The organism is Caldicoprobacter algeriensis (genome assembly GCF_023838525.1).
Taxonomy (GTDB): domain Bacteria; phylum Bacillota; class Clostridia; order Caldicoprobacterales; family Caldicoprobacteraceae; genus Caldicoprobacter; species Caldicoprobacter algeriensis.
The window spans coordinates 158,802-183,298 of record NZ_JAHUQD010000004.1 but is presented as its reverse complement, the minus strand read 5'-3'; the positions used below and the strand labels follow the sequence as shown (position 1 = coordinate 183,298).

General features: G+C 47.0%; 23 protein-coding genes, 2 tRNA genes and 1 other annotated feature. Of the genes, 23 read left to right on the top strand and 2 right to left on the bottom strand.

Annotation, left to right across the window (positions count from 1 at the left end):
* The first annotated feature begins 850 nt into the window (after positions 1 to 850).
* Positions 851 to 1,915 (top strand): Gfo/Idh/MocA family protein, encoded by a 1,065-nt coding sequence (locus KVG29_RS04170; protein WP_252226782.1) that lies wholly within the window; start codon positions 851 to 853, stop codon positions 1,913 to 1,915.
* Between the two features lie 67 nt (positions 1,916 to 1,982).
* A complete protein-coding gene (locus KVG29_RS04165) occupies positions 1,983 to 2,138 on the top strand; it encodes a hypothetical protein (protein WP_252226781.1) in 156 nt (51 codons plus the stop codon).
* Positions 2,139 to 2,231: 93 nt separating this feature from the next.
* Here the strand turns inward: KVG29_RS04165 and KVG29_RS04160 are convergent, their stop codons facing one another.
* Positions 2,232 to 3,584 carry a radical SAM/SPASM domain-containing protein gene (locus tag KVG29_RS04160; RefSeq protein WP_252226780.1) on the bottom strand — a complete coding sequence of 451 codons (1,353 nt, stop codon included), beginning with the start codon at positions 3,582 to 3,584 and terminating at the stop codon, positions 2,232 to 2,234.
* A gap of 73 nt (positions 3,585 to 3,657) precedes the next feature.
* Positions 3,658 to 4,251: a TetR/AcrR family transcriptional regulator gene (locus KVG29_RS04155; protein WP_252226775.1), complete on the bottom strand. Its 594-nt coding sequence runs from the start codon at positions 4,249 to 4,251 to the stop codon at positions 3,658 to 3,660.
* A 295-nt stretch (positions 4,252 to 4,546) separates the two neighbouring features.
* On the opposite strand from KVG29_RS04155, the gene KVG29_RS04150 reads away from it, so the two are divergent.
* From KVG29_RS04150 to fusA, 21 genes are all read left to right on the top strand, one after another.
* Positions 4,547 to 5,272, top strand: a complete 726-nt coding sequence (locus KVG29_RS04150; RefSeq protein WP_252226773.1) for a ThuA domain-containing protein — start codon at positions 4,547 to 4,549, stop codon at positions 5,270 to 5,272.
* A 97-nt stretch (positions 5,273 to 5,369) separates the two neighbouring features.
* A complete protein-coding gene (locus KVG29_RS04145; RefSeq protein WP_252226771.1) occupies positions 5,370 to 5,822 on the top strand; it encodes a Mini-ribonuclease 3 in 453 nt (150 codons plus the stop codon).
* A complete protein-coding gene (gene thyX, locus KVG29_RS04140; RefSeq protein WP_252226769.1) occupies positions 5,809 to 6,567 on the top strand; it encodes an FAD-dependent thymidylate synthase in 759 nt (252 codons plus the stop codon). Before KVG29_RS04145 ends, thyX begins: the two co-directional genes overlap by 14 nt.
* Positions 6,568 to 7,323: a 23S rRNA (guanosine(2251)-2'-O)-methyltransferase RlmB gene (gene rlmB / locus KVG29_RS04135; protein WP_252226768.1), complete on the top strand. Its 756-nt coding sequence runs from the start codon at positions 6,568 to 6,570 to the stop codon at positions 7,321 to 7,323.
* Between the two features lie 155 nt (positions 7,324 to 7,478).
* Entirely contained in the window at positions 7,479 to 8,135 is a 657-nt protein-coding gene (sigH, locus tag KVG29_RS04130) for an RNA polymerase sporulation sigma factor SigH (protein ID WP_338084614.1), read from the top strand.
* Between the two features lie 76 nt (positions 8,136 to 8,211).
* Positions 8,212 to 8,285 (top strand) — tRNA-Gly (locus KVG29_RS04125).
* Between the two features lie 18 nt (positions 8,286 to 8,303).
* Positions 8,304 to 8,379: transfer RNA gene (locus KVG29_RS04120), tRNA-Thr, on the top strand.
* Between the two features lie 172 nt (positions 8,380 to 8,551).
* Entirely contained in the window at positions 8,552 to 9,763 is a 1,212-nt protein-coding gene (gene tuf, locus KVG29_RS04115) for an elongation factor Tu (RefSeq protein ID WP_252226750.1), read from the top strand.
* Positions 9,764 to 9,967: 204 nt separating this feature from the next.
* Positions 9,968 to 10,117: a 50S ribosomal protein L33 gene (gene rpmG, locus KVG29_RS04110; RefSeq protein WP_252226766.1), complete on the top strand. Its 150-nt coding sequence runs from the start codon at positions 9,968 to 9,970 to the stop codon at positions 10,115 to 10,117.
* 40 nt (positions 10,118 to 10,157) lie between these two features.
* The gene (gene secE, locus KVG29_RS04105; protein ID WP_252226765.1) at positions 10,158 to 10,385 is read left to right on the top strand and encodes a preprotein translocase subunit SecE; all 228 of its coding nucleotides are present in this window, start codon (positions 10,158 to 10,160) and stop codon (positions 10,383 to 10,385) included.
* A gap of 42 nt (positions 10,386 to 10,427) precedes the next feature.
* Complete coding sequence (gene nusG / locus KVG29_RS04100) at positions 10,428 to 10,952, top strand: transcription termination/antitermination protein NusG (RefSeq protein ID WP_252226764.1); 525 nt, start codon at positions 10,428 to 10,430, stop codon at positions 10,950 to 10,952.
* Between the two features lie 13 nt (positions 10,953 to 10,965).
* Positions 10,966 to 11,391 carry a 50S ribosomal protein L11 gene (gene rplK, locus KVG29_RS04095; protein ID WP_252226762.1) on the top strand — a complete coding sequence of 142 codons (426 nt, stop codon included), beginning with the start codon at positions 10,966 to 10,968 and terminating at the stop codon, positions 11,389 to 11,391.
* A gap of 52 nt (positions 11,392 to 11,443) precedes the next feature.
* Complete coding sequence (gene rplA, locus KVG29_RS04090) at positions 11,444 to 12,133, top strand: 50S ribosomal protein L1 (RefSeq protein WP_252226761.1); 690 nt, start codon at positions 11,444 to 11,446, stop codon at positions 12,131 to 12,133.
* A 16-nt stretch (positions 12,134 to 12,149) separates the two neighbouring features.
* Positions 12,150 to 12,289: a sequence feature (ribosomal protein L10 leader region), on the top strand.
* A 31-nt stretch (positions 12,290 to 12,320) separates the two neighbouring features.
* Positions 12,321 to 12,842 (top strand): 50S ribosomal protein L10, encoded by a 522-nt coding sequence (rplJ, locus tag KVG29_RS04085; protein WP_252226760.1) that lies wholly within the window; start codon positions 12,321 to 12,323, stop codon positions 12,840 to 12,842.
* 66 nt (positions 12,843 to 12,908) lie between these two features.
* Positions 12,909 to 13,289, top strand: a complete 381-nt coding sequence (rplL, locus tag KVG29_RS04080; protein WP_252226759.1) for a 50S ribosomal protein L7/L12 — start codon at positions 12,909 to 12,911, stop codon at positions 13,287 to 13,289.
* A 372-nt stretch (positions 13,290 to 13,661) separates the two neighbouring features.
* On the top strand, positions 13,662 to 17,387 hold the full coding sequence (gene rpoB, locus KVG29_RS04075) for a DNA-directed RNA polymerase subunit beta (RefSeq protein ID WP_252226758.1): 3,726 nt from the start codon (positions 13,662 to 13,664) through the stop codon (positions 17,385 to 17,387).
* Between the two features lie 20 nt (positions 17,388 to 17,407).
* Complete coding sequence (gene rpoC / locus KVG29_RS04070; RefSeq protein WP_252226757.1) at positions 17,408 to 20,974, top strand: DNA-directed RNA polymerase subunit beta'; 3,567 nt, start codon at positions 17,408 to 17,410, stop codon at positions 20,972 to 20,974.
* 222 nt (positions 20,975 to 21,196) lie between these two features.
* Entirely contained in the window at positions 21,197 to 21,463 is a 267-nt protein-coding gene (locus KVG29_RS04065) for a ribosomal L7Ae/L30e/S12e/Gadd45 family protein (protein WP_252226755.1), read from the top strand.
* A 4-nt stretch (positions 21,464 to 21,467) separates the two neighbouring features.
* On the top strand, positions 21,468 to 21,842 hold the full coding sequence (gene rpsL / locus KVG29_RS04060) for a 30S ribosomal protein S12 (RefSeq protein ID WP_025748460.1): 375 nt from the start codon (positions 21,468 to 21,470) through the stop codon (positions 21,840 to 21,842).
* Between the two features lie 47 nt (positions 21,843 to 21,889).
* Positions 21,890 to 22,360, top strand: a complete 471-nt coding sequence (gene rpsG, locus KVG29_RS04055; protein WP_252226753.1) for a 30S ribosomal protein S7 — start codon at positions 21,890 to 21,892, stop codon at positions 22,358 to 22,360.
* Positions 22,361 to 22,430: 70 nt separating this feature from the next.
* A complete protein-coding gene (gene fusA, locus KVG29_RS04050; protein WP_252226751.1) occupies positions 22,431 to 24,494 on the top strand; it encodes an elongation factor G in 2,064 nt (687 codons plus the stop codon).
* Positions 24,495 to 24,497 lie beyond the last annotated feature (3 nt).

The window sequence follows — 24,497 nt, the reverse complement described above, 5'->3', positions numbered from 1 at the left end:
GGCGCGTTACAAATAGGGCAAGTGGTTCCTTTAGGAGGGAGATTGGAACTCCTGTGATTGATAGGTTTAAGAGGTTTTCCGTGGGTATCCAGGTACTGCTGCAGCAATACCTTGTGGTCAAGTAGCTCTCGCTTTTCAATGATAGGGAAGTCATCTACTTGCATGGTGCGGTATTGTTCAGCGATAGGGTTATCGGAAGGTAAGTTGGACATAAATCTATGTATTAAAAAACACTGAAATTTGAAAAGAATTTTATTCAGGTACTTAATTATACTTAGGAGAAGTGGTATAATAATAGCCACGGTGGTCACCTCTTATCTAATTTTTAGTATGTAAAGGATGTATATGGTATGTTTATACCATAGAAGAGGTGCCACCGTCAATTCTAAGTATAAATTCCCTGGATAAGAGAGAAATGAATATATTGTGGATTTGATGGAAAAGTACATCCCAGCAGGAACTGCTAAGCTTCTGGCTATGGATAAAATTGTGGATAAGCCATGGAAAACTCTACGAGTTTACCACAGCTTATCACACAATTTTATCCACAACCATCAGCAAGCATTTCCAAGCTGGTATGCACTTTCCCACAAGCTCCACAATAACTACTGCTGTGATTGCGGCGGTATATCCGCCGAAATGTTTCAACAACCTTTTTGGCTATTGGTTCTACATTCAGTATGGGGAAACGATAGATTTGAGTTTTAAAGGAATATTATTTATATTTAAGCACCACCCACTCTGGGGAGGTATTTGAAAAATATACCTAAAAAATCAGTTATATTCAGCAACTAAAGCTGATTTTGTATAAAAATTTTTGACACTACGAAAGTTTGAAGGGGGTAAAATGATGAGCAAGGAGAGAGTAAGGGTTGGAATCATTGGTGTGGGGTCCATCAGCCATGCCCATATACAGGCATATAAGCAATTGCCGAATGTGGAATTGGTGGCCGCTTGCGATATCAACGCCGAAAGGGCAGAAAAGGTGGCAAAGCAGTATGGCATTCCCCATGTATATACTGATTACGACGAGATGTTTAAAGAAGTTGAGCTGGATGGAGTGAGCGTGTGCACCTGGAATAATGGCCATGCCCCTGCCACCATTGCGGCCTTAAAAGCTGGGGTTAATGTGCTGTGCGAGAAGCCGCTTGCATTGAATGCCCAGGAAGCTCAGGCTATGGTTGATACTGCAGAGACCACAGGAAAGCTTTTGATGGTAGGTTTTGTAAGGAGATTTGGCGAAAACGCTCGGTTCTTGAAATCCATCATTGAACAGGGTGAGCTAGGTAAAATATACTATGCCAAGACCGGATGCATAAGGCGGTGCGGTAACCCCGGCGGATGGTTTTCCGATAAGAAACGTTCGGGAGGAGGGTCTCTTATTGACTTGGGTGTCCATATCATCGACCTCGTGTGGTTTCTGATGGGCAAACCCAAGGCTGTATCAGCTGTGGGTTCTACTTTTAACTATATCGGCTCTCGATCCCATGTAAAAGGGATCAGCTGGTATAAATCGGCTGATTATAGCGAGTATAACGATGTGGAAGATAGCGCTGTGGCAATGGTGAAATTTGATAACGGTGCTACAGTGTTTGTTGAGACCAGCTGGACGCAAAATATAAAGCAGGACCATCTGTATTTGGAATTGTATGGTTCAAAGGCAGGGGCAACTTTGGAGCCTGAATTGCAAATAATGGGTGAAAAGGATGGATATCTTGTGGATTGGACGCCTAAGATGGATGCGACAAAGAGCAGCGTTCAGGGGATGTTCAATAAGGAGATTGCGCACTTTATGGATTGTATCTTAAACGGCACTCCGTGTTTGAGCCCCGGGTCGGATGGCCTAGAGATAATGAAGATACTGGATGCTATTTACAAGTCGGCTGAAACGGGGAAGGAAGTCGCTATAAGCTAGCTTGGAAAGTACATTTTGACAGTTGACGGTGTGGATAAGCCGTGGTGCATAGAAGGGGAGAAAAGCTATGACGGATATCATAACCATTCTACTCGCTGTGGCGGTCATCTATTTAATAGCAAAAATTACCTTTAAGGTTTTAAAGTTCATCTTGATGCTGGCTGTTATAGGTCTGGTGATATACATTTTAGCAAATTATGGCTTCTTAAGAGGAATTTTATAATGGCTTGTCACAAGGGGTTGGCTCTGGAAATAAGTAGCCCACTTTGAGAAAAACAAGTGTAAAGCGCGGTAGCTATAAATAAAAGGCAGCTGGTTAATCTAGCTGCCTTCCTGATTCTACCCAAAGCCTGTCTGCTACTTTGCCCCATTCTTGGGCTATTTTTTCACACTTTGCGGCCAGCTCATCTACAGACTCCTTGTCTATGGGTTGTGTTGAATAAGCGTTGGAACGGTGAACCATCTCCCTGAGCTTTTCGGGATTATCAAGCAATGGACAGGGTCGCAGATGGTTTTTGTTAAACGGATGATTGTTTTTGTATTCCATGAAAAGCGGCGATTTTAGTGCTTCCAGCAGGCTCACATTTTTGATGTTCACGTTGGCGTAGTGGATAAAAGCGCAAGGTTCCACATCCCCGTTGGCGTTGATATGGATGTAGTGCCTTCCACCGGCGATACATCCGCCTATGTATTCACCGTCGTTCCAGAAATCGATGAGAAATATGGGCTTTTTATCGCGGAATTTTCTGACCTGATGATACATGTACTCTCTTTGCTCAGGCGTTGCCAGAAGATTGAGATCAGCATCTTTGCCCAAAGGCATGTAGGTGAAATACCAGCCGAACAGGCAGCCCTTCTCTATCATGAAATCGATGTATTCTTCCGAGCCCACTTCTTCTGTGTTATAGCGGTGGTAGCAAGCCGAAAAACCAAATCCTATGCCGTGCTGTTTTAATATGTCCATGCCCCTCATTACCTTTTCAAAGGTGCCCTTACCCCGCCGCATGTCGGTTGTTTCGCCTATGCCTTCCACGCTGATGGCAAATATCATATTGCCCAGCCTTTGTACTTCTCTTGCAAACTCTTCGTCTATAAGCGTTCCGTTGGTGAAGGCTAAGAACAGGCAATCGTTATGCTTTTCCGCAAGATAGAGTATGTCCTTTTTGCGTACTAGGGGTTCACCGCCCGATAGAACGTACATATAAATTCCAAGCTCTTTGCCTTCTGTAATTATTCGGTCCATGGTGTCGTTGTCCAATGAGGCTGCTTTGTCGTATTCTCCTGCCCAGCACCCGGTGCATCTCAGGTTACATGCAGCGGTGGGATCCATCAGTATTGCCCAAGGGATGTTGCATTTGTGCTTTTCCTTCATAGCATCTATCACAGGGTTCCCTGCCATTCCAGCATTTACAAAGTAGTTGATAAGAAACTTCTTTTGGACGTTTGGATGCGTTTCTGTAAGCACCCTGTGTATCAATTTGTTCCAGTTGTTGTCGGGATCGCTTATAAGTTTCCGGAAGGTGTTAATGGCGTTTTTGTGGTTTTCTTTAACCGCTATCTTTTCAGCCCAATTTAATATTTTAGGCAGGTTGTTTATAGGGTCTTTTTCCAGATAGCTGATGCCTTCTTTTAAAAGAAATGAACTGATCAGCTGATTGGCCCATTTCATTTGCATTTCCCCCTTTTTGTTATTAACATATGCGTCTAAATAGACACATATGTCATTAAAAGCTTAAAAAAATTTATGCTTTAAGACCGTTGAGCAGCGCATAGATGTTATTCAAATGCTCTTGATATGAGATGTTGTTTGCAAAAGCTGCTTGTAGCACAAAAGTCTCGACTAAAGTGGAAATAGTAAAGGCCATGGCTTTGGGATTGATTTCCTTGAATTCTTTTGCCCTTATTCCTTCGTCAAGCAGTTGTTCAAACATCTTTCTCAGTACGTTGATGCGCTTTTCAAACTTTTTTTTCAGGGTATCATTTTCTCTCTTTGAGAGAAGCCACATCTCTATTATCATGAGCATTTTGTTTTTTTCCAGCTGATATTGAAGAGTGAGCAGAGAGATAATCATTTTTAACTTGTCTGCAGCCGATAATTTGTTGTTTTCCAATATATCCATGCAATCGATTTCCAAATTTTTTGAGAGCTGTTTGGCCACATAGTCGAAGATCTCGTCCTTGTCTTTAAAGTATTGATACAGCGTTGTGCGACCCATATTGCACTCTTTGGCTATGTCTGCCAGGTTTGTTCTGTGATATCCCTTTTCGATAAAGACTTTCATGGCCTTTTCTACGATTTCTTGCTTTTTCTGCTCGAAATCAACGATCTTTGGCAATAAAACATCTTCCTTTCTACCTCGTTTTTGCAAATGCTTGTATCATTACATATTATACCCGATAATGGACACGTGTGTCAATAAAACATGGGTTTGCTAGATTGATTTTTCATGTAAAAAGTGTTAACATAATAATGTGCTGGAGCATCTTTCCTGGTCGATGATGGTGCGTAAATGTAAAGGTGTTGAAGCTGTGAAACCGAAGTAAATATCGATGGTGTGTTGGTCATCTTCGTTATGCCTTTAAAGGTGGAATTAATTCGGTCAATTTAAAAAGAGGAGAGGTGTGTTTTAAATGAGTAAAACTATAAGGGTAACGGTATGGAATGAAAACCGACATGAAAAGGCCGATAAAAAGGTGGCTGAGATCTATCCTAAAGGCATCCATGGGGCCATTGCGGATTTTTTGTCTCAAGAATCTGACTTTGAAATAAGGACAGCTACGCTGGATGAGCCAGAGCATGGGCTTACTAAAGAGGTACTGGATTCCACTGATGTGCTCATCTGGTGGGGGCACATAGCGCACAATGAGGTACGAGACGAAGTTGTGGACAGGGTATACGATAGGGTTTTAAACGGGATGGGGCTCATTGTTTTACACTCAGGGCATTTTTCCAAGATATTCAAAAAGTTGATGGGCACCACCTGCAATTTAAAATGGCGAGAGGCGGGCGAGAAGGAGCGCATTTGGGTGGTGGAGCCTGGGCATCCCATTGCAGAGGGTTTAGGCGAGTATTTTGAGATCCCGCATGCTGAGATGTACGGCGAACGGTTTGATATTCCTGCGCCTGATACGCTGGTGTTTATAAGCTGGTTTGCCGGAGGGGAAGTATTCAGGAGCGGCTGCTGCTATAACCGGGGACGAGGAAAGGTGTTTTATTTCAGGCCGGGGCATGAGACATTCCCGATTTTTTATCAGCCAGAAGTGCAGCGTGTCATAAAGAATGCGGTGAGATGGGCTGCTCCTGTCAATGGACCTGTGCCTCATTTTGGCAATGTAAACCCGTTGGAGAACATATAAGGTGATAAAGGGGCTGAACTGAAGATTCAGCCCCTTTTGTAGTGCGACTTTTTGGTGTATAATAACTACAAAGTTCTTGGCTGTGGAGCTGAAATAGATGAGAGAACTGATTGAGCGTTTGGAGAAGAGATTGAATAAGAAATTTGATGAGCTCGACGTGAGAAGGGTGCATCCTCTTGTCCTGGCGTATATAGGCGATACCATTTATGACCTTTTTGTGAGAACCTATTTGGTGATGGCCTATAATGTGCCGGTGCATCAACTGCATGTAAAGGCTATCGATTTTGTTCGTGCAAAGGGACAAGCCGATACCCTTCGCCATATCGAGGAGTTTTTGACCCAGGAGGAGCTGGATATCGTAAGAAGGGGTAGAAATGCCAAACCAGGGACCATGCCTAAGAATGCCACTGTAGCCGATTATAGGTTGGCTACAGGATTTGAGTCGCTCTTGGGGTATCTATACTTGATGGGCAGAGACGAAAGGTTGCTTGAAATACTGGACTATATATTAGACAATGCCAAAGAGGGGGAAAAAGGTGAGCGAAGTTAAACTGCATGTGGAATTGTTGAGCTACACGCCCAACCCGGAAGAGGTTGTGGCTATGGCTGCCAAGCTGTGCTATTCGTCAGCTGATATGGATACTTTGAAGGAAGGGATTGCAAGCAGGGACCAGTCAAACTTTATATCCAAGCTTATTAAGATGGGACATCTGTCGCCAATCGAACACGCAACCTTTACCTTTGGCGTGGAAGGCGTATCCAGGAGCTTGCTGGCACAGATAACACGTCACCGAATTGCCAGCTTCAGCGTAAAATCGCAAAGGTATGTGTCCGAGAGGTCGGAAGACGGTAGGACTTTCAATTACATAATTCCTGAGAGCATAAAGGCTTTGGGGCAGCCATATATAGATAAATTCAAGCAGCAGATGGCCACCATCCAAAGCTGGTATGATGAATGGGTGCAATTGCTGGGCAATAAGGGAGAAGCCTCCAATCAGGATGCCCGGTTTGTCCTGCCTAATGCAGCCGAGACGAAGTTTTTAGTCACCATGAACGCTCGTGAACTGTTGCACTTTTTTAGTTTAAGGTGCTGCAGCAGGGCTCAATGGGAAATAAGGAATTTGGCCAAGGAAATGCTCAAATTGGTGCTGCAGGTGGCTCCCAATATCTTTATGAACGCTGGGCCGGGATGCATCAGGGGTGCATGCCCTGAAGGGGAGATGACCTGCGGAAGGGCCGGTGAAGTGAGAAGGGAATTTGAAGAGATCTACAGGGAGTATGGAGGATTAAAGTAGATGGGTAAAATGCATAAGGTAGAGGATTTTCAGTGGCAGGTGGAAGGCAGAAATCCAGTTATGGAGGCTTTACGGGCGGGCAAGACCATCGAAAAGATTTTGGTTGCAAAAGGAAGTCGAGAGGGTGCTGTCAGGGATATATTGAAAATAGCCAGGGAGAGAGGGATTGTAGTTCAGGAGGTTAACAGGAAGCGCTTGGACAGCATGTCCCAGACGGGAGCGCATCAGGGCATAATTGCCTTGGCTGTGCCGTATACTTATGCCTCGGTAGATGATATATTGGAGCGGGCTCGACAGGCCAATGAGCTGCCTTTTGTGGTGGTGCTCGACTGTATAGAGGACCCGCACAACTTTGGGGCTATACTAAGGACGGCTGAGTGCTGTGGCGTTCACGGCATCATCATTCCCAAAAGGAAAGCGGTGGGAATAACTCCTACCGTTGTCAAGGCTTCTGCTGGAGCAGTGGAATACATCCCCGTTGCAAGGGTTACTAATGTTGCCTCGACCCTGGAATATTTGAAGGAGCAAGGCCTGTGGGTGGTGGGAGCAGAGGCAGAAGCTACTCCATATAATTTGCAGGACATGAAAGGGCCGATAGCCATGGTGATTGGGAACGAAGGGAAAGGCCTTAGAAGACTGGTAAAGGAAAAATGTGATTACTTGGTGGGTATTCCTATGAAGGGGAAAATAAATTCTCTGAACGCTTCTGTTGCAGCGGCGATATTGATGTATGAAGTATTAAGGCAGAGAAGTTGATGATGTTGCAATGACATTCACTTTACAAAAAAGATGTATAGCAAAGCCGGCAAAGGCTGCTAATGGCTTGACTTCCGTGTATTGGATAATATATAATTTGAAATTGATGGGGTTGTGGAAGTTTATTTATAGGGTGTGGTTTGGGGGAGATAGGGGTGAAAGCTGAGGCTGCAGCAAACGAATACAGCCGTTTCCAGTTGATGCTGGATGAAGAAATAGTAGAGGATGCAAAAAAAGGCGATGCAGAGGCGTTGGAGTACTTGATATACAAATATAAAAACTTTGTAAAGGCAAAAGCCAGGTCGTATTTTTTAATAGGCGCTGATCGTGAAGATATTGTTCAGGAAGGAATGATTGGGCTTTATAAAGCTATTAGGGATTACAGGCAGGACAAGCTCTCATCTTTTCGTGCTTTTGCTGAGCTGTGCGTAACTAGACAGATCATCACTGCCATCAAAACTGCTACCAGGCAGAAGCATATTCCGTTAAATTCTTATATATCCCTCAATAAGCCCATTTACGATGAAGAGTCTGATCGTACGTTGATGGATGTCATTTCGGGAGCAAAGGTTTCCGACCCTGAAGAACTGATAATAAGCCGTGAAGAGTTTATGAACATTGAGAACAAGCTCAATGAGCTTTTAAGCGATTTGGAACAGGAGGTTCTCATATCCTATCTGCAGGGTAAGTCGTATCAAGAAATAGCGGTTGATTTGGACAGGCATGTTAAATCCATAGACAATGCCTTACAGCGGGTAAAGAGAAAACTTGAGCGCTACCTTGAAGAACGCCACCATGAGGAAGGAGAATAAAAAATTCTAAAAAGATGTTGACAAATGAACTGTGTCAAGTTACAATATATGTTGCTGTAGGTTGTGTTTGAAAAATGCGGGTGTAGTTCAATGGTAGAACTCCAGCTTCCCAAGCTGGCGGCGTGGGTTCGATTCCCATCACCCGCTCCAATTAAGTTTTTATTTTGTGCCCATGTAGCTCAGTTGGTAGAGCACCGCCATGGTAAGGCGAAGGTCACCGGTTCAAGTCCGGTCATGGGCTCCATTTATTAATAATCGGAGAAATGTTGCAAGGAAGGGCAGCGGCGAGATGATTGTTGCAGTAAAAAAGAATACGGTATAATTTTTTATTTTTGCTTTTGGCAAGTTTTATGCTGAAAATTGGACAAAAACTCTAAATGCAAATGCAGTTAAACAAGAGGAGGAGGAAAGAAGAGATGGCAAAGGCGAAGTTTGAGAGGACGAAACCGCACGTAAACGTAGGTACGATAGGGCACGTAGACCACGGGAAGACTACGCTGACGGCGGCGATAACGATGGTGCTGGCCAAGTACGGGAAGGCACAGGCCATGAAGTATGAGGATATTGACAAGGCGCCCGAGGAGAAGGAGAGGGGAATAACCATCAACACAGCACACGTGGAGTACGAGACCGATAAGAGGCACTATGCACACGTGGACTGTCCTGGGCACGCTGACTATGTAAAGAACATGATAACCGGGGCAGCGCAGATGGACGGAGCGATACTGGTAGTATCTGCAGCGGACGGGCCGATGCCGCAGACTCGGGAGCACATACTGCTAGCCAGGCAGGTAGGGGTGCCATACATTGTAGTATTTTTGAACAAGGTGGACATGGTAGACGATGAGGAGCTGCTTGAGCTGGTAGAGATGGAAGTGAGGGAGCTACTCAATGAGTATGAGTTTCCGGGAGACGAGGTACCTGTAATAAGGGGATCTGCGTTGAAGGCGCTGGAGGTAGCGCAGAGCGGCGGGGATGTAGAGAACGATCCTTGGTGCAAGGCAATATTTGAGCTGATGGATGCGGTAGATGAGTATATACCGACGCCGCAGAGGGATGTTGACAAGCCGTTTTTGATGCCGATAGAGGACGTATTTTCGATAACAGGTCGTGGGACGGTAGCGACGGGTAGAGTAGAGAGAGGAAGGCTGAAGGTATCTGATACTGTGGAGATAGTAGGATTTGCAGACAAGCCGAAGGCGACGGTAGTGACTGGTGTAGAGATGTTCAGGAAGGTGCTTGACGAGGCAGTAGCAGGAGACAACATAGGAGCGTTGCTGAGGGGTGTGCAGAAGGACGAGGTAGAGAGGGGCCAGGTATTGGCGCAGCCTGGGAGCATCAAGCCGCACACGGAGTTTTATGCGCAGGTATACGTGTTGACGAAGGAAGAGGGAGGAAGGCACACGCCGTTTTTCAGCGGGTACAGGCCGCAGTTTTACTTTAGGACGACTGACGTGACTGGCGTGATAGAGCTGCCGGAGGGAGTAGAGATGGTGATGCCAGGGGACAACGTGAACATGAAGGTAAAGCTCATTACGCCCATAGCGATAGAGGAAGGTTTAAGGTTTGCTATAAGAGAAGGTGGCAGGACGGTAGGCGCCGGTGCTGTAACCAAAATCATCGAGTGATCTTAAAGTTTTAATAGCATGGTTGATAAAAGCGCAGGTAGTTGCCTGCGCTTTTATTGTGAATTATCAGGGAAAACTTCGTTTTGGGCCGAAAAATCTTGAAAGCTCATTGACAAGGGTCAAGTTTATATGGTAAATTAAAATAGTATTGATTTACAAAGAAGAAGTAGACAGCTGAATATAAACTGAAGTGAGGTGTAGGGGATGCGAGTAAACATCACGCTGGCTTGTACGGAATGTAAGCAGCGGAACTATAATACTACCAAGAATAAGAAAAATGACCCCGATAGGTTGGAACTGAGAAAATACTGCAAGTATTGCAAAAAGCATACCATTCATAGAGAGACTAGATGAAGTGTAGAGCGATAAGAAAAGAGTTAAGGGTGTGAAGATTATGGCAAAAATTGCCCAGGGTAAAGCCGAGACAAAGGTGTCTAGCAAAAGGAAGAGAGTAGTGAAATATTTTCGGGATGTCATTTCAGAGGTAAAAAAAGTATCTTGGCCCGACCGTAAGGAGTTGGTGAATGCTACTATTGCAGCCATAGTCTTTATTGTGATCTTTGCAATAGTTGTAGGGATAGTGGACCTGATTTTAGGCCAGCTCCTTAAATTGATTACGTGATATAAGGGAGGGGGGCCAAATTAAAAGGGAGGCCCTTGGTTTATGAGCGAAAAAGAGCAAGCAAAGTGGTATGTGGTTCATACTTATTCGGGGTATGAGAACAAAGTAAAGGCTAATATAGAGAAGATGGTGGAAAGCCGCGGAATGCAGGATTTGATATTGGAAGTGAGAGTTCCTACCGAAGAGCAGATCGAATTCAAAAATGGTAAAAAGAAAGTGGTTAGCAAGAAGATATTTCCGGGGTACGTATTGGTAAAAATGATTATGACCGATGAATCCTGGCATCTTGTTCGCAACACCAGAGGTGTGACGGGGTTCGTGGGTCCTGGTTCTAAACCCATACCCCTTACTCCTGAAGAGGTACGCATGATGGGGGTAGAGGATGTGCCCATCAAGCTGGATGTGGAAGTGGGCGATAACGTTCGCGTTACATCAGGGCCGCTGGAGAATTTCATTGGGGTGGTCGAAGAGATTTATCCCGATAAGCAAAAGGTAAGAGTTTTAGTCTCAATGTTTGGCAGGGAAACCCCCATAGAATTGCGATACAATCAGATACAGAAAATTTAAGGAGGTGTAAGAGATGGCCAAGAAAGTGGTAGCCGTGGTGAAACTGCAAATTCCTGCCGGGAAAGCCACTCCTGCTCCGCCAGTTGGACCAGCGTTGGGACAGCATGGCGTTAACATAATGGCGTTTTGCAAGGAGTTCAACGAGAGAACTGCCAAGCAGGCAGGGTTGATCATCCCGGTTGTTATCACTGTATATCAGGATCGCTCGTTTACTTTTATTACCAAGACGCCGCCTGCAGCCGTTCTATTGAAAAGGGCTGCTGGGATTGAAAAGGGTTCTGCTGTTCCTAACCGCGAAAAGGTGGGCAGAGTGACAAAGCAGCAGATCAGGGAAATTGCTGAGCTTAAAATGCCCGATCTGAATACATCGAGCATTGAGGCCGCGATGAGCATGATTGCAGGCACTGCCCGCAGTATGGGTATAATTGTAGAAGATTAATAAAAATTGTGGGAGGAAATTTTTCCGCCTAACACCACAAGGAGGTTGAGTCATGAAGAGAGGTAAGAGGTATCAGGAGCTTTTGAAGTTAGTGGACCGTACCAAGCTGTACGATCCTGAAGAAGCGGTAAAGCTTGTAAAACAGACTGCCAACGCAAAGTTTGACGAAACCGTCGAAGTTGCGGTGAGATTAGGGGTTGATCCTCGACATGCTGATCAGCAGGTGCGTGGCACAGTGGTGCTACCCCATGGCACTGGTAAAACTGTTAAAGTGCTGGTATTTGCCAAAGGTGACAAGGCAAAAGAGGCTGAAGAAGCAGGTGCCGATTATGTAGGTGCAGAAGAGCTGGTGGCGCGCATTCAGAACGAGGGCTGGCTGGACTTTGACGTGTGTGTCGCTACCCCAGATATGATGGCTATGGTGGGTAGATTAGGACGAATTTTGGGTCCCCGAGGTTTGATGCCCAATCCCAAGGCCGGTACGGTAACCATGGAAGTGGGCAAGGCTGTGCGAGATATCAAAGCGGGTAAGGTAGAATATCGTGTGGACAAGGCAGGTATTGTGCATGTAGCCATTGGGAAGGCATCTTTTGATGAAAACAAGCTGCTTGAGAATTTGCGGGCTTTGATAGAAGCCGTCGTTAGGGCTAAACCCGCAGCTGCCAAGGGGACTTATCTGAAAAGCATTGTGCTGTCCAGCACTATGGGACCGGGGATTAAGGTAAACCCGGCGAAGTTCTAGCGATTTAAAAAATCAAAAAATATTTTAAGGCTTACCGCAGACAGTAGGTGCCTTTGAGCTTAAATGTATTTACACAGCCTACCGAGGTAAGGTAAAGGGACGGGTATATACTGCCCTCTTACTGCCTTGCGGTAAGGGGGCTTTTTAATTTTTGCTTACCGCCGCTTTGAAGGAGGTGATAGAGGGGATGCCGGTCCGCGAAGAAAAAGTTCAAATTGTGTCCGAGATCAAAGAAAGGTTATCAAATTCAAGCAGCGCCATCCTGGTGGATTATAAAGGCCTGACGGTTGAGGAGGTCAATCAGCTCCGCAAGAAATTCCGTGAAGCGGGGGTAATCTACAAGGTATACAAGAACACCTTGATAGAGATTGCAGCGCGTGAGTTAGGGTTGGAAGGTTTGATCCCCCATCTGGAGGGTCCTACAGCCATAGCCTTTGGCGTGAAGGATCCAGTGGCTCCGGCCAAAATCCTATTGGATACCATGAAAGAGCTCAATAAGATGGAATTCAAGGTCGGAGTGGTCGACGGGAAGATAATCGATGTGGACGGTATCAAGGCGTTGGCCAAGCTTCCGTCCAGGGAAGAGCTTATTGCCAAAATGCTTGGCAGCTTGAATGCTCCCATTGCCAATCTGGTGGGAGTGCTCAGTGGCCCAATCCGGGCGCTGGTATATGCTTTAAACGCCATCAAAGCGCAAAAGGAAGCTTAAACAAAAAAGTACAATTGCCTGAATCAAAAAACAAATCAAAAAATTTGTAACGGGAGGTAGTTTAGAATGGATAAGAATCAACTGATAGAAGCTATTAAAAATATGACTGTTTTGGAATTGGCAGAGCTGGTAAAAGCTTTGGAGGAAGAGTTTGGAGTTAGCGCAGCTGCTCCAGTAGCTGTTGCTCCGGTTGCTGGTGTACCTGGTGCCGCCGCTGCTCCAGCTGAAGAGGAGAAGACAGAGTTTGATGTCATCCTTGCTGATGTTGGCCCAGAAAAGATCAAGGTTATTAAGGTTGTACGCGAGCTGACTGGTTTGGGCTTGAAAGAGGCCAAGGATTTGGTAGAGAGCGCACCCAAGCCGGTTAAGGAAGGGGTTAGCAAACAAGAAGCTGAGGCTGCCAAAGCCAAACTCGAAGAAGTCGGTGCCAAAGTCGAGATTAAATAACAGAGCAGCATAATGAAAGAATGAAAAGGGACTCTAAAACGAGTCCCTTTTTTATTGAAATTTTAAAATTTAAAATTTCTCCCGTTGACATCTACACAGAATTATGATAATATTAAAAATTGCATTAGTAGGTAGGGAGGTCATAACTCGCTTACATTTTTTCTTCTGTGTTTATATTTTACACCGAATAGGGTATAAATTTCAAGGGAATAATTTATAATAAGGCTACTGCAGGTTCGCGGTTGTGTTAAAAACCAGAGGGGGACCTTTTTGTCATTTTTTATTTTTGACTTTCCCATCGTTTAAAAGGGCCATATTGCTATGAGGGGGCACGTTTGTCAACGTTTAATAAATTTAAGGGGTGAAAAATTTATGGTGCATCCAGTTCAGGTAGGAAACAGGACAAGGATGAGCTATTCTAGAATTGATGAGGTACTGGATATCCCAAATCTCATTGAGGTTCAAAAGAATTCATATCAGTGGTTTTTAAAAGAAGGTTTAAAAGAGGTATTTGAGGAAGTTTCGCCCATCACCGATTATACGGGGAATCTGGTATTGGAGTTTGTAGATTATAGGCTGGAGAACAATCCGAAGTATTCGGTGCAGGAGTGCAAGGACAGGGACATGAATTACGCGGCTCCCCTGAAGGTCCGCGTTCGCCTCATCAACAAGGAGACCGGTGAGGTCAAGGAGCAGGAAGTTTTTATGGGAGATTTTCCTCTGATGACTGAGCGGGGTACATTTATAATTAACGGAGCCGAGCGCGTGGTCGTCAGCCAGCTGGTGCGTTCACCGGGGGTTTACTACTCTGAGCAAGCTGACAAAAGCGGCAAAAAGATGTATTCTGCAACCATTATACCCAATCGCGGTGCATGGTTGGAGTATGAGACTGATTCCAGCGATGTGATATACGTGCGCATTGATCGTACCCGCAAATTGCCAGTAACAATCCTTTTGCGAGCGCTGGGATATGGAACTGACAGTCAGCTTAAAGAAGCGCTTGGCGAAGACGAACGGCTGTTGAACACTTTAGAAAAGGATAGCACCAAGACTGAAGAAGAGGCTTTAATTGAGATCTATAAGCGCTTGAGGCCAGGTGAGCCGCCTACCGTCGAGAGTGCAAAGCAGCTTTTGACTTCGCTGTTTTTTGATCCTAAAAGGTATGACCTGGCGCGGGTGGGGCGCTATAAGGTCAATAAGAAGCTGGCATTGAGTGCCAGGCTGAATGGGCGTGTATGTGCACGGGATGTCGTGGATCCTTCAACAGGAGAGATATTGGCTGAAGAGGGAGAAAAGATTACGCGCGAGAAGGCCGAGATGATACAAAATGCCGGAGTCAATCAGGTAGAGGTATTGTTGGATGATGAAAAGGTTGTCAAGATAGTGGGCAACCATTTCGTGGATGCAAAGCATTATTTGAGCTTTGACCCGCAGGAGGTTGGTATCAACGAAAAGGTACATTATCCTGTTTTGAAGGAGATTCTCGACCAGAATTTGAGCGAGCGTGAACTGAAAGAGGCTTTGAGGGCAAACCTTAACAGGCTTATCCCTAAGTACATCATAGCAGATGATATTGTGGCCTCTGTGAATTATATTATTCATCTATTCAATGGCATAGGACACATTGATGATATCGATCATCTGGGCAACAGGCGTGTGCGGGCCGTAGGCGAACTGCTACAGAACCAGTTCAGGATTGGGCTGTCGCGCATGGAGAGAGTGATTAAGGAGAGAATGACCATACAGGATGTAGAGACGGTAACGCCTCAGGCTCTCATAAATATTCGTCCTGTGGTGGCTGCAATCAAAGAGTTTTTCGGCAGCAGCCAGCTCTCTCAGTTTATGGATCAGACAAACCCGTTAGCTGAACTGACCCATAAGCGAAGGGTAAGTGCTCTGGGGCCTGGAGGTTTGAGCCGAGAGCGTGCAGGCTTCGAAGTAAGAGACGTACACCACTCCCACTATGGTCGAATTTGCCCTATAGAGACTCCAGAAGGACCCAATATTGGTTTGATAAACTCTCTCAGCGTTTATGCCCGTATCAATGAGTATGGTTTCATTGAATCTCCGTACAGGAAAGTGGATCAGAAAAACAAGAGGGTAACTGATGAGATAGTCTACCTTACTGCCGATGAAGAGGACGAGTACGTGATTGCCCAGGCCAACGAAAAGCTGGATGAAAATGGATATTTTGTAAACGAGCGCGTCATGGCCAGGTTCAGAGACCAGATATATGAGGTGCCCAGGGAACAGGTGGAGCTGATGGACGTCTCTCCCAAACAGGTCGTGTCTGTAGCGGCATCGCTGATTCCCTTCCTGGAAAACGATGACGCCAATCGCGCTTTGATGGGTTCAAACATGCAGCGCCAAGCAGTTCCCCTCATACGCACCGAGGCGCCTATAATCGGAACGGGTATGGAGTATAGGGCAGCCAAAGATTCTGGAGTAGTAGTGGTAGCGAAAGAGTCCGGAGTGGTTAAAAAGGTTTCGGCTGATCGAATTGTAATTAAAGAGGACGGCGGCAAGGAACAAGTGTATGATCTTATAAAGTTTGCTCGCTCCAATCAGGGTACTTGCATAAATCAGCGCCCGATTGTAGAGGTGGGGCAACGGGTTGAAAAGGGGCAAGTCATAGCAGATGGGCCTTCTACTGATCATGGCGAACTGGCTCTGGGGAAAAACGTTCTGGTCGGTTTTATGCCATGGGAAGGTTATAACTACGAAGATGCTATCCTAATCAGCGAAAAGCTGGTAAAAGAGGATGTGTATACCTCTATCCATATAGAAGAGTACGAAGTTGAGGCTCGTGATACCAAGCTGGGGCCCGAGGAGATAACCAGGGAGATTCCCAATGTGGGTGAGGATGCTCTCAAGGACCTGGATGAAAGAGGCATCATAAGGGTAGGTGCTGAGGTGCGGGCCGGAGACATCCTGGTTGGGAAGGTTACTCCCAAAGGCGAGACCGAGCTGACGGCTGAAGAAAGGCTGTTGAGGGCCATATTTGGCGAGAAGGCCCGTGAGGTTAGAGACACCTCGCTGAGGGTTCCCCATGGCGAGGGTGGAATCGTGGTGGATGTAAAGGTGTTTAGCCGTGAAAACGGTGATGAGCTGGCGCCAGGTGTCAATCAAATGGTAAGGGTGTATGTGGCGCAGAAGCGTAAGATATCTGTGGGTGATAAGATGGCCGGGCGTCACGGAAACAAGGGCGTCATATCCAGGATATTGCCCGAGGAGGACATGCCTTTCTTGCCGGATGGTACTCCTCTGGAGATAGTTCTCAATCCTTTGGGCGTTCCATCCCGTATGAACATTGGACAGGTACTGGAGACGCATCTGGGTCTGGCGGCCAAAGCCCTTGGCTGGCATGTGGCTACGCCGGTTTTCGATGGCGCCAACGAGGAGGATATAATGGATGCTCTTGAAAAAGCCGGTTTCAGCAGAGATGGGAAGGTTACCCTTTATGATGGCCGTACTGGTGAGCCGTTTGAGAACCGCGTTACGGTAGGGTACATGTACATGATGAAGCTGGTTCACCTGGTTGATGATAAGATCCATGCTCGCTCCACTGGGCCTTATTCCCTGGTTACTCAGCAGCCTCTGGGAGGGAAGGCGCAGTTTGGCGGTCAGAGGTTTGGCGAGATGGAAGTTTGGGCTCTGGAGGCTTATGGTGCTGCCCATACCCTGCAGGAGATGTTGACGGTAAAATCCGACGATGTGGTAGGACGCGTCAAGACATATGAGGCTATCGTAAAAGGTGAAAATATCCCAGAACCAGGCGTTCCCGAGTCGTTCAAGGTGCTTATTAAAGAGCTGCAGAGCTTGGGCCTTGACGTGAAGGTGCTGTCAGAAGAAAAAGAAGAGATAGCTATCAAAGAGACTGTCGATGATGACATAGAAGAACTGGGCGTAAATATAGAAGGACGAGAGAAGGATGAGGTTGTGGAAGAGCCGGTAGAAGAAAAAGATGAAGAGAAGGATTTTGAAGATGAGGAACTGGATAACTTTGATTTGGACGACATCGTGGACATACCTGGTTTGGAGGACCTGGACGATTTGGACAGCTTGAAGGATATGGACGATGAAGAGCAAGACTATTAAAGAAGGGAGCGGAAGCTTCGGTGGAACTCAATAACTTTGATTCTATACAAATCGGATTGGCTTCTCCTGATAAAATTCGCGAGTGGTCTCGGGGCGAGGTTAAAAAGCCCGAGACCATAAACTACAGGACTTTAAAGCCTGAAAAGGATGGGCTATTTTGTGAAAGGATTTTCGGGCCTACGAAGGACTGGGAGTGCCATTGCGGAAAGTACAAGAGGGTTCGCTACAAAGGAATCATATGCGATCGTTGTGGCGTAGAAGTTACTAAAGCCAAGGTTCGCCGTGAGCGCATGGGACATATTGAGCTGGCCGCCCCGGTATCTCACATATGGTACTTTAAGGGCGTCCCCAGCCGTATGGGCTTGCTGCTTGATATGTCTCCCCGAGCTCTAGAAAAAGTGCTGTATTTTGCTGCTTATGTGGTAATAGACCCGGGTGATACGCCTCTAGTCAAAAAGCAGCTTTTGACCGAGAGGGAGTATCGGGAGTATCAGGAAGCCTATGGCAACAGGTTCCGGGCCGGGATGGGCGCAGAGGCCATAAAGGAGCTGCTTCAGGAGATTGACCTGGATGCGCTGTCCAAAGAGCTGCGAGAGGAACTAAAGACGGCTACGGGTCAAAAGCGCATACGTATTATCAAGCGATTGGAAGTGGTGGAAGCTTTCAGAAAGTCGGGCAACAGGCCAGAATGGATGATATTGGACGTGATTCCGGTTATTCCGCCTGACCTTCGTCCCATGGTACAGCTGGATGGTGGCCGTTTTGCCACCTCGGACCTCAATGATCTTTACAGGCGGGTGATTAACCGTAACAACCGCCTCAAGAGGTTGCTGGAACTGGGAGCTCCTGATATCATCGTGAGAAATGAAAAACGAATGCTGCAGGAAGCGGTGGATGCTCTTATAGATAACGGGAGGAGAGGTCGTCCGGTTACAGGACCGGGCAACAGGCCGCTTAAGTCCTTGAGCGATTTACTTAAAGGTAAACAGGGGCGATTTCGTCAAAACTTGCTTGGAAAGCGTGTGGACTATTCGGGACGTTCTGTAATCGTGGTGGGGCCTGAGCTTAAGATGTATCAGTGCGGGCTTCCAAAGGAGATGGCGCTGGAGCTGTTTAAGCCCTTTGTCATGAAGAGGCTGGTTGAAAAAGGGCTGGCCCACAACATAAAGAGCGCAAAGCGCATGGTGGAGCGTGTAAGGCCTGAAGTATGGGATGTGCTGGAGGAGGTCATAAAGGAGCATCCTGTGCTTTTGAACCGTGCACCTACACTACATCGTCTGGGAATCCAGGCCTTTGAGCCCGTTTTAGTGGAGGGGCGCGCCATAAAGATTCACCCGCTGGTGTGTACGGCATACAACGCTGACTTTGACGGTGACCAAATGGCGGTGCACGTTCCGCTGTCGGTAGAAGCTCAAGCTGAAGCACGCTTTTTGATGTTATCCATCCATAACATGCTAAAGCCTTCGGATGGCCGGCCTGTGGTGTGCCCCACTCAGGATATGGTTATAGGGTGTTATTATCTCACCATTGAGCGTGAAGGCGAGAAAGGCGAAGGAAGGGTGTTCACAGGGCCCGACGAGGTGATAATGGCATATCAGACGGGTCAGGTGGGACTGCATGCCCGCATTAAGATGAGGGTTACAAAAGAGATAAATGGGGAAAGGGTATCTAAACTAATAGATGTGACGCCGGGCAGGGTTATATTCAACGAGGCCATTCCGCAGGATTTGGGATTCAAAGACAGAAATAATCCGGATGAGGCCTTTGACCTGGAAATCAATACTTTGGTAGATAAAAAGATGCTGGAAAAAATAGTTGACAGGTGTTACCGCAAATACGGCAATACCGAAACCGCCATTGTATTGGACAAGATAAAGGCGCTGGGTTTCCACTATGCTACAAAAGGCGCCATTACAATAGGAGTATCCGATATCGTGGTGCCCGAGGAGAAGCAAGAGCTGCTCAGGCAAGCTGACGAAGAAGTTGCACGGGTTGAGAGGCAGTATCGCCGTGGCCTTATCTCGGATGAAGAGAGGTATAACAGGATCATATCCATATGGAATGAGACTACCGATAAGGTCACTCAAGCCCTTTTGGCTGCCCTAGACCCGTTTAACCACGTGTATATGATGGCTAACTCTGGTGCTCGCGGTAGCATTAACCAGATCCGGCAGCTTGCCGGAATGCGCGGCCTTATGGCTAACCCGGCTGGCGTGATCATAGAGGTGCCCATACGTTCTAACTTCCGCGAGGGCTTGACTGTACTGGAATTCTTCATATCCACCCATGGTGCCAGAAAGGGATTAGCTGATACCGCGCTGCGTACCGCTGACTCGGGTTACCTTACCAGGCGTTTGGTTGATGTCAGCCAGGACGTCATCGTACGGGAAGAGGACTGCTTTGCGAGACTGGGAGAAGAGGTAAAGGGCTTTGAGGTGTCGGAGATAAGGGAAGGCAATGAGGTCATCGAGTCGCTCATCGACAGGATTTTGGGGCGCTATGCCGCAGAAGACGTCATAGACCCCAATACTGGAGAGGTCATAGTATACACCAATGAGCTCATAGACCACGAAAAGGCTGAGCGGATTGTAAAGGCCGGCATTCAAAAGGTGTGTATACGCAGCGTGTTTACCTGCCGTACCGAGTATGGTGTATGCGCCAAGTGCTACGGTATTGATTTGGCCACCGGCCATCCTGTAAACGTGGGAGAAGCTGTTGGTATCATTGCTGCCCAGTCCATTGGCGAGCCGGGTACTCAGCTGACCATGAGAACCTTCCACACCGGTGGTGTCGCCGGCGAGGATATCACCCAGGGTCTGCCGCGCGTTGAGGAGCTGTTTGAAGCGCGTAAACCCAAAGGATTGGCGGTTATCTCCGAAATTTCAGGTACTGTCAAGATAAACGATACCAAGAAGAAGAGGGAGATCATTGTAACGTCGCATGACGGAGAAACCAAAGTCTATACCGTGCCCTATGGTGCCCGAATAAGGGTAGAAGATGGGCAGCAGATTGAAGCAGGGGATGAGCTTACCGAAGGTTCGGTTAATCCGCACGATATATTGAAGATAAAGGGTGTAAAGGGCGTACAGGCTTATCTCTTGCAGGAGGTTCAAAAAGTTTATCGTTACCAGGGTGTAGATATAAATGATAAGCATATCGAGATAATCATCAGGCAGATGCTCCGCAAGGTGAGAGTGGAGGATCCAGGCGACAGCGATATGTTGCCCGGTGGACTGGTAGACATATTCGAGTTCGAGAGGGAAAACGAGAGGATTGTGCAGCAAGGCGGGCAGCCTGCTGTGGCTAAGAGGGTGCTGCTGGGAATCACTAAAGCATCGCTGGCCACCGATTCCTTCCTATCGGCTGCTTCCTTCCAGGAAACTACTCGTGTGCTGACCGATGCAGCGGTAAAGGGCAAGATCGATCCTCTGATGGGCCTTAAAGAGAATGTCATCATCGGCAAGCTCATTCCGGCAGGTACTGGCATGAGCAGGTACCGCGATATCGAGGTGCGCACCGAAGAAGAGCTCAAAGCCCAGGAGGACGAGAATCAAAAGTCCAAGGAGACAGCTGCTTTATCTGTTTGATTTGAGCCATGGGAATATCTGTGTTATAGGGTGGTGTTTCTGCTGGTATCGGGGTTGTTCCCGGTATCAGCAGAAAATAAAATATATTTTTGAGTGGAGGGAGGCACAAAAAAGAAGCCCTTTTTGTGTCTAAATGTGTTGACAGGGCTGGTTAACAATGATAAAATACTGCAGTGTGTTGTCTTTTAGAATTTCAGTTTTCGGTGAAAGATGGGGGTAGCCATGTTAGAGGAATTAAAAAATGCTTCAGCCAGAACTGTTGGCACGAAGCAGACGCTGAAGGCTATCAATGCCGGTAAAGCGGTCAGGGTTTACCTAGCTAAGGATGTGGATGAATATATCAGCGAGAGGGTAAAGAGAGAATGCGAGAAGAATAATATTCCCATTTTTTACGTGGATTCTATGAAGGAATTAGGTAGGATCTGTGGCATTGACGTAGGGGCTGCCACAGCTGCTATTTTGAGAGAGGCCGATCGAAAGGAGGTGTAGGATAATGCCAACCATCAATCAACTGGTTCGCAAAGGTAGAGAGAAACGCGAATATAAGTCTTCCGCACCTGCTTTAAAGGGATGCCCCCAGAAGAGAGGTGTATGTATCGCGGTTAAGACAACCACTCCCAAGAAGCCTAATTCTGCCCTGCGGAAGATTGCTAGAGTCCGCCTCGTAAATGGTGTGGAGGTTACTGCATACATTCCGGGAATTGGACACAACTTGCAGGAGCACTCGGTGGTTCTGATTCGTGGGGGCAGGGTGAAGGACTTACCCGGCGTACGTTATCATATCATACGTGGCGCTCTGGATGCTGCTGGCGTTGCTAATCGTCAACAGGGGAGATCCAAGTACGGTGCCAAGAAGCCCAAGAAGTAATGGGATGCAAAAAGCGATTGGATTTTTTTTGTTAAGGAGGGAATGTAATGCCGAGAAAAGGACCTGTTCCTAAACGGGAAGTGCTCCCTGATCCCATTTATGGAAGCAAGCTGGTAACCAAGCTTATAAATAAGGTCATGCGCGATGGGAAGAAGTCTCTGGCGCAGAGGATTTGCTATGGGGCTTTTGACCTCATTAAGGAAAAAACCGGCAAGGATCCAATGGAAGTTTTTGAGCAGGCGCTGAACAACGTGATGCCTGTATTGGAAGTGAGGCCACGCAGGGTTGGTGGCGCCACTTACCAGGTGCCGGTAGAAGTCAACCCGGATAGGAGACAAGCGCTGGGCTTGCGCTGGCTGGTTGAATATGCCAGAGAGCGTGGCGAAAGGACCATGGTGGAGAGGTTAGCAGCCGAGATTATAGATGCTGCAAACAATACTGGTGGCGCTGTGAAGAAAAAGGAAGATACTCATCGAATGGCAGAAGCCAACAAGGCTTTTGCGCACTACAGATGGTAGAGGAGTATGTTTTTTGTGCCGTAGGCTGAACCATGGGGAATGCTGTGCTTAGAAGGGAGGAGGTGCAACAATGCCTAGAGTACCAATAGAAAGAGTAAGAAATATCGGTATAATGGCACATATCGATGCCGGTAAAACGACTACTACCGAGCGTATCCTGTTCTATAGCGGTAAAATACACAGAATAGGCGAGGTACACGAAGGTACCGCTACCATGGACTGGATGGTGCAGGAACAGGAACGCGGTATTACTATAACATCGGCTGCTACTACTGTTAGCTGGAAGGATCACTTTATTAATATCATTGACACGCCAGGGCACGTGGACTTCACGGTAGAGGTCGAGCGCTCGCTGCGCGTTCTCGATGGTTCAGTAGCGGTATTTTGCGCAAAGGGAGGAGTAGAGCCGCAGTCTGAGACCGTTTGGCGCCAGGCAAATAAATATAAAGTTCCTCGTTTGGCTTATGTAAATAAAATGGATATAATTGGAGCCGACTTTTTCAATGTCGTAAATATGATCCGCGAAAGATTGGGAGCCAATCCTGTTCCCATTCAGATACCCATTGGAAAGGAAGCCGACTTCAGGGGAATTGTTGACCTGGTGCGGAATAAAGCCATATATTATCTTGATGACTTGGGAACCCAGAGCGAGGAAAAAGAAGTCCCTGACGACCTAAAAGAATTGGCTGAGGAATACAGGACCAAGCTTCTGGAAGCTGTCGCAGAGCAAGATGATGAACTGATGATGAAATACCTTGATGGCGAAGAGCTCACAGAAGAGGAAATAAAGGTTGCGTTGCGCAAAGCCACTATCTCTTTCAAGATAGTGCCGGTGTTGTGTGGTTCATCGTACAGAAACAAAGGGGTACAGCCTTTGCTCGATGCCATTGTGGATTATCTGCCTTCACCGCTTGATTTACCGCCTGTGGTAGGCACATCGCCTGATACCGGAGAGGAGATCGTAAGACATCCATCGGATGATGAACCTTTGAGCGCTTTGGCGTTTAAGGTAATGGTTGACCCCTATGTCGGGAAATTGGTGTACGTACGCGTCTACTCCGGCGTGCTGAGGTCGGGTACCTATGTGTACAACACCACCAAGGGCACCAAGGAGAGGATTGGACGGGTTTTGCGCATGCACGCCAATCACCGAGAGGAGATCTCCGAGGCCTATGCGGGCGACATAGTAGCAGTGGTGGGGTTGAAGAACACCATAACGGGCCATACCCTGTGCGATGAGAATAACCCAATAGTCCTGGAATCCATGGTATTTCCAGAACCTGTTATACAGGTTGCAATCGAACCCAAGACAAAGGCAGGCCAGGAAAAGTTGTCGGTGGCGCTGCAGAGGCTGGCAGAGGAAGATCCCACCTTCAGGACCTTTGTTGACCAGGAGACAGGCCAGACCATCATCGCAGGAATGGGTGAGCTGCACCTTGAAATCATTGTAGACCGTTTGGTCAGGGAGTTCAAGGTAGAGGCCAACGTGGGTAAGCCCCAGGTGGCCTATCGCGAGACCATCAAAAAGGCTGTCAAGGCCGAGGGAAGGTTCATCAGGCAGACCGGTGGTCGTGGTCAGTACGGCCATGTATGGCTTGAGGTTGAACCGCTTGAGCCGGGTAAGGGATTTGAGTTTGTCAACAAAATCGTTGGCGGTGTTATCCCCAAAGAATATATCCCGGCAGTTGAAAGCGGCGTTCGTGAGGCCATGGAAAGCGGCGTATTGGCCGGGTATCCAGTAATAGATGTCAGGGTTACCGTCTTTGACGGTTCATACCATGAAGTAGACTCGTCTGAGATGGCCTTTAAGATAGCGGCTTCTATGGCGTTTAAGGAGGCCATGCAAAAGGCTGATCCTGTACTTCTGGAACCCATCATGAAGGTTGAGGTTACCGTTCCAGAAGAGTATATGGGTGACGTAATAGGAGATATTTCTTCTCGACGTGGAAGAGTCGAGGGCACAGAGCTACGTGCTGGTGTACAGGTGATAAGGGCTTATGTGCCGCTGGCTGAGATGTTTGGATATGCCACTGACCTTCGTTCAAAGACTCAGGGACGAGGTAGCTACGTAATGCAGATGTCTCACTATGAAGAGGTTCCAAAGAACCTGCTTGAGAAAATTATAAAGAAGTAAATT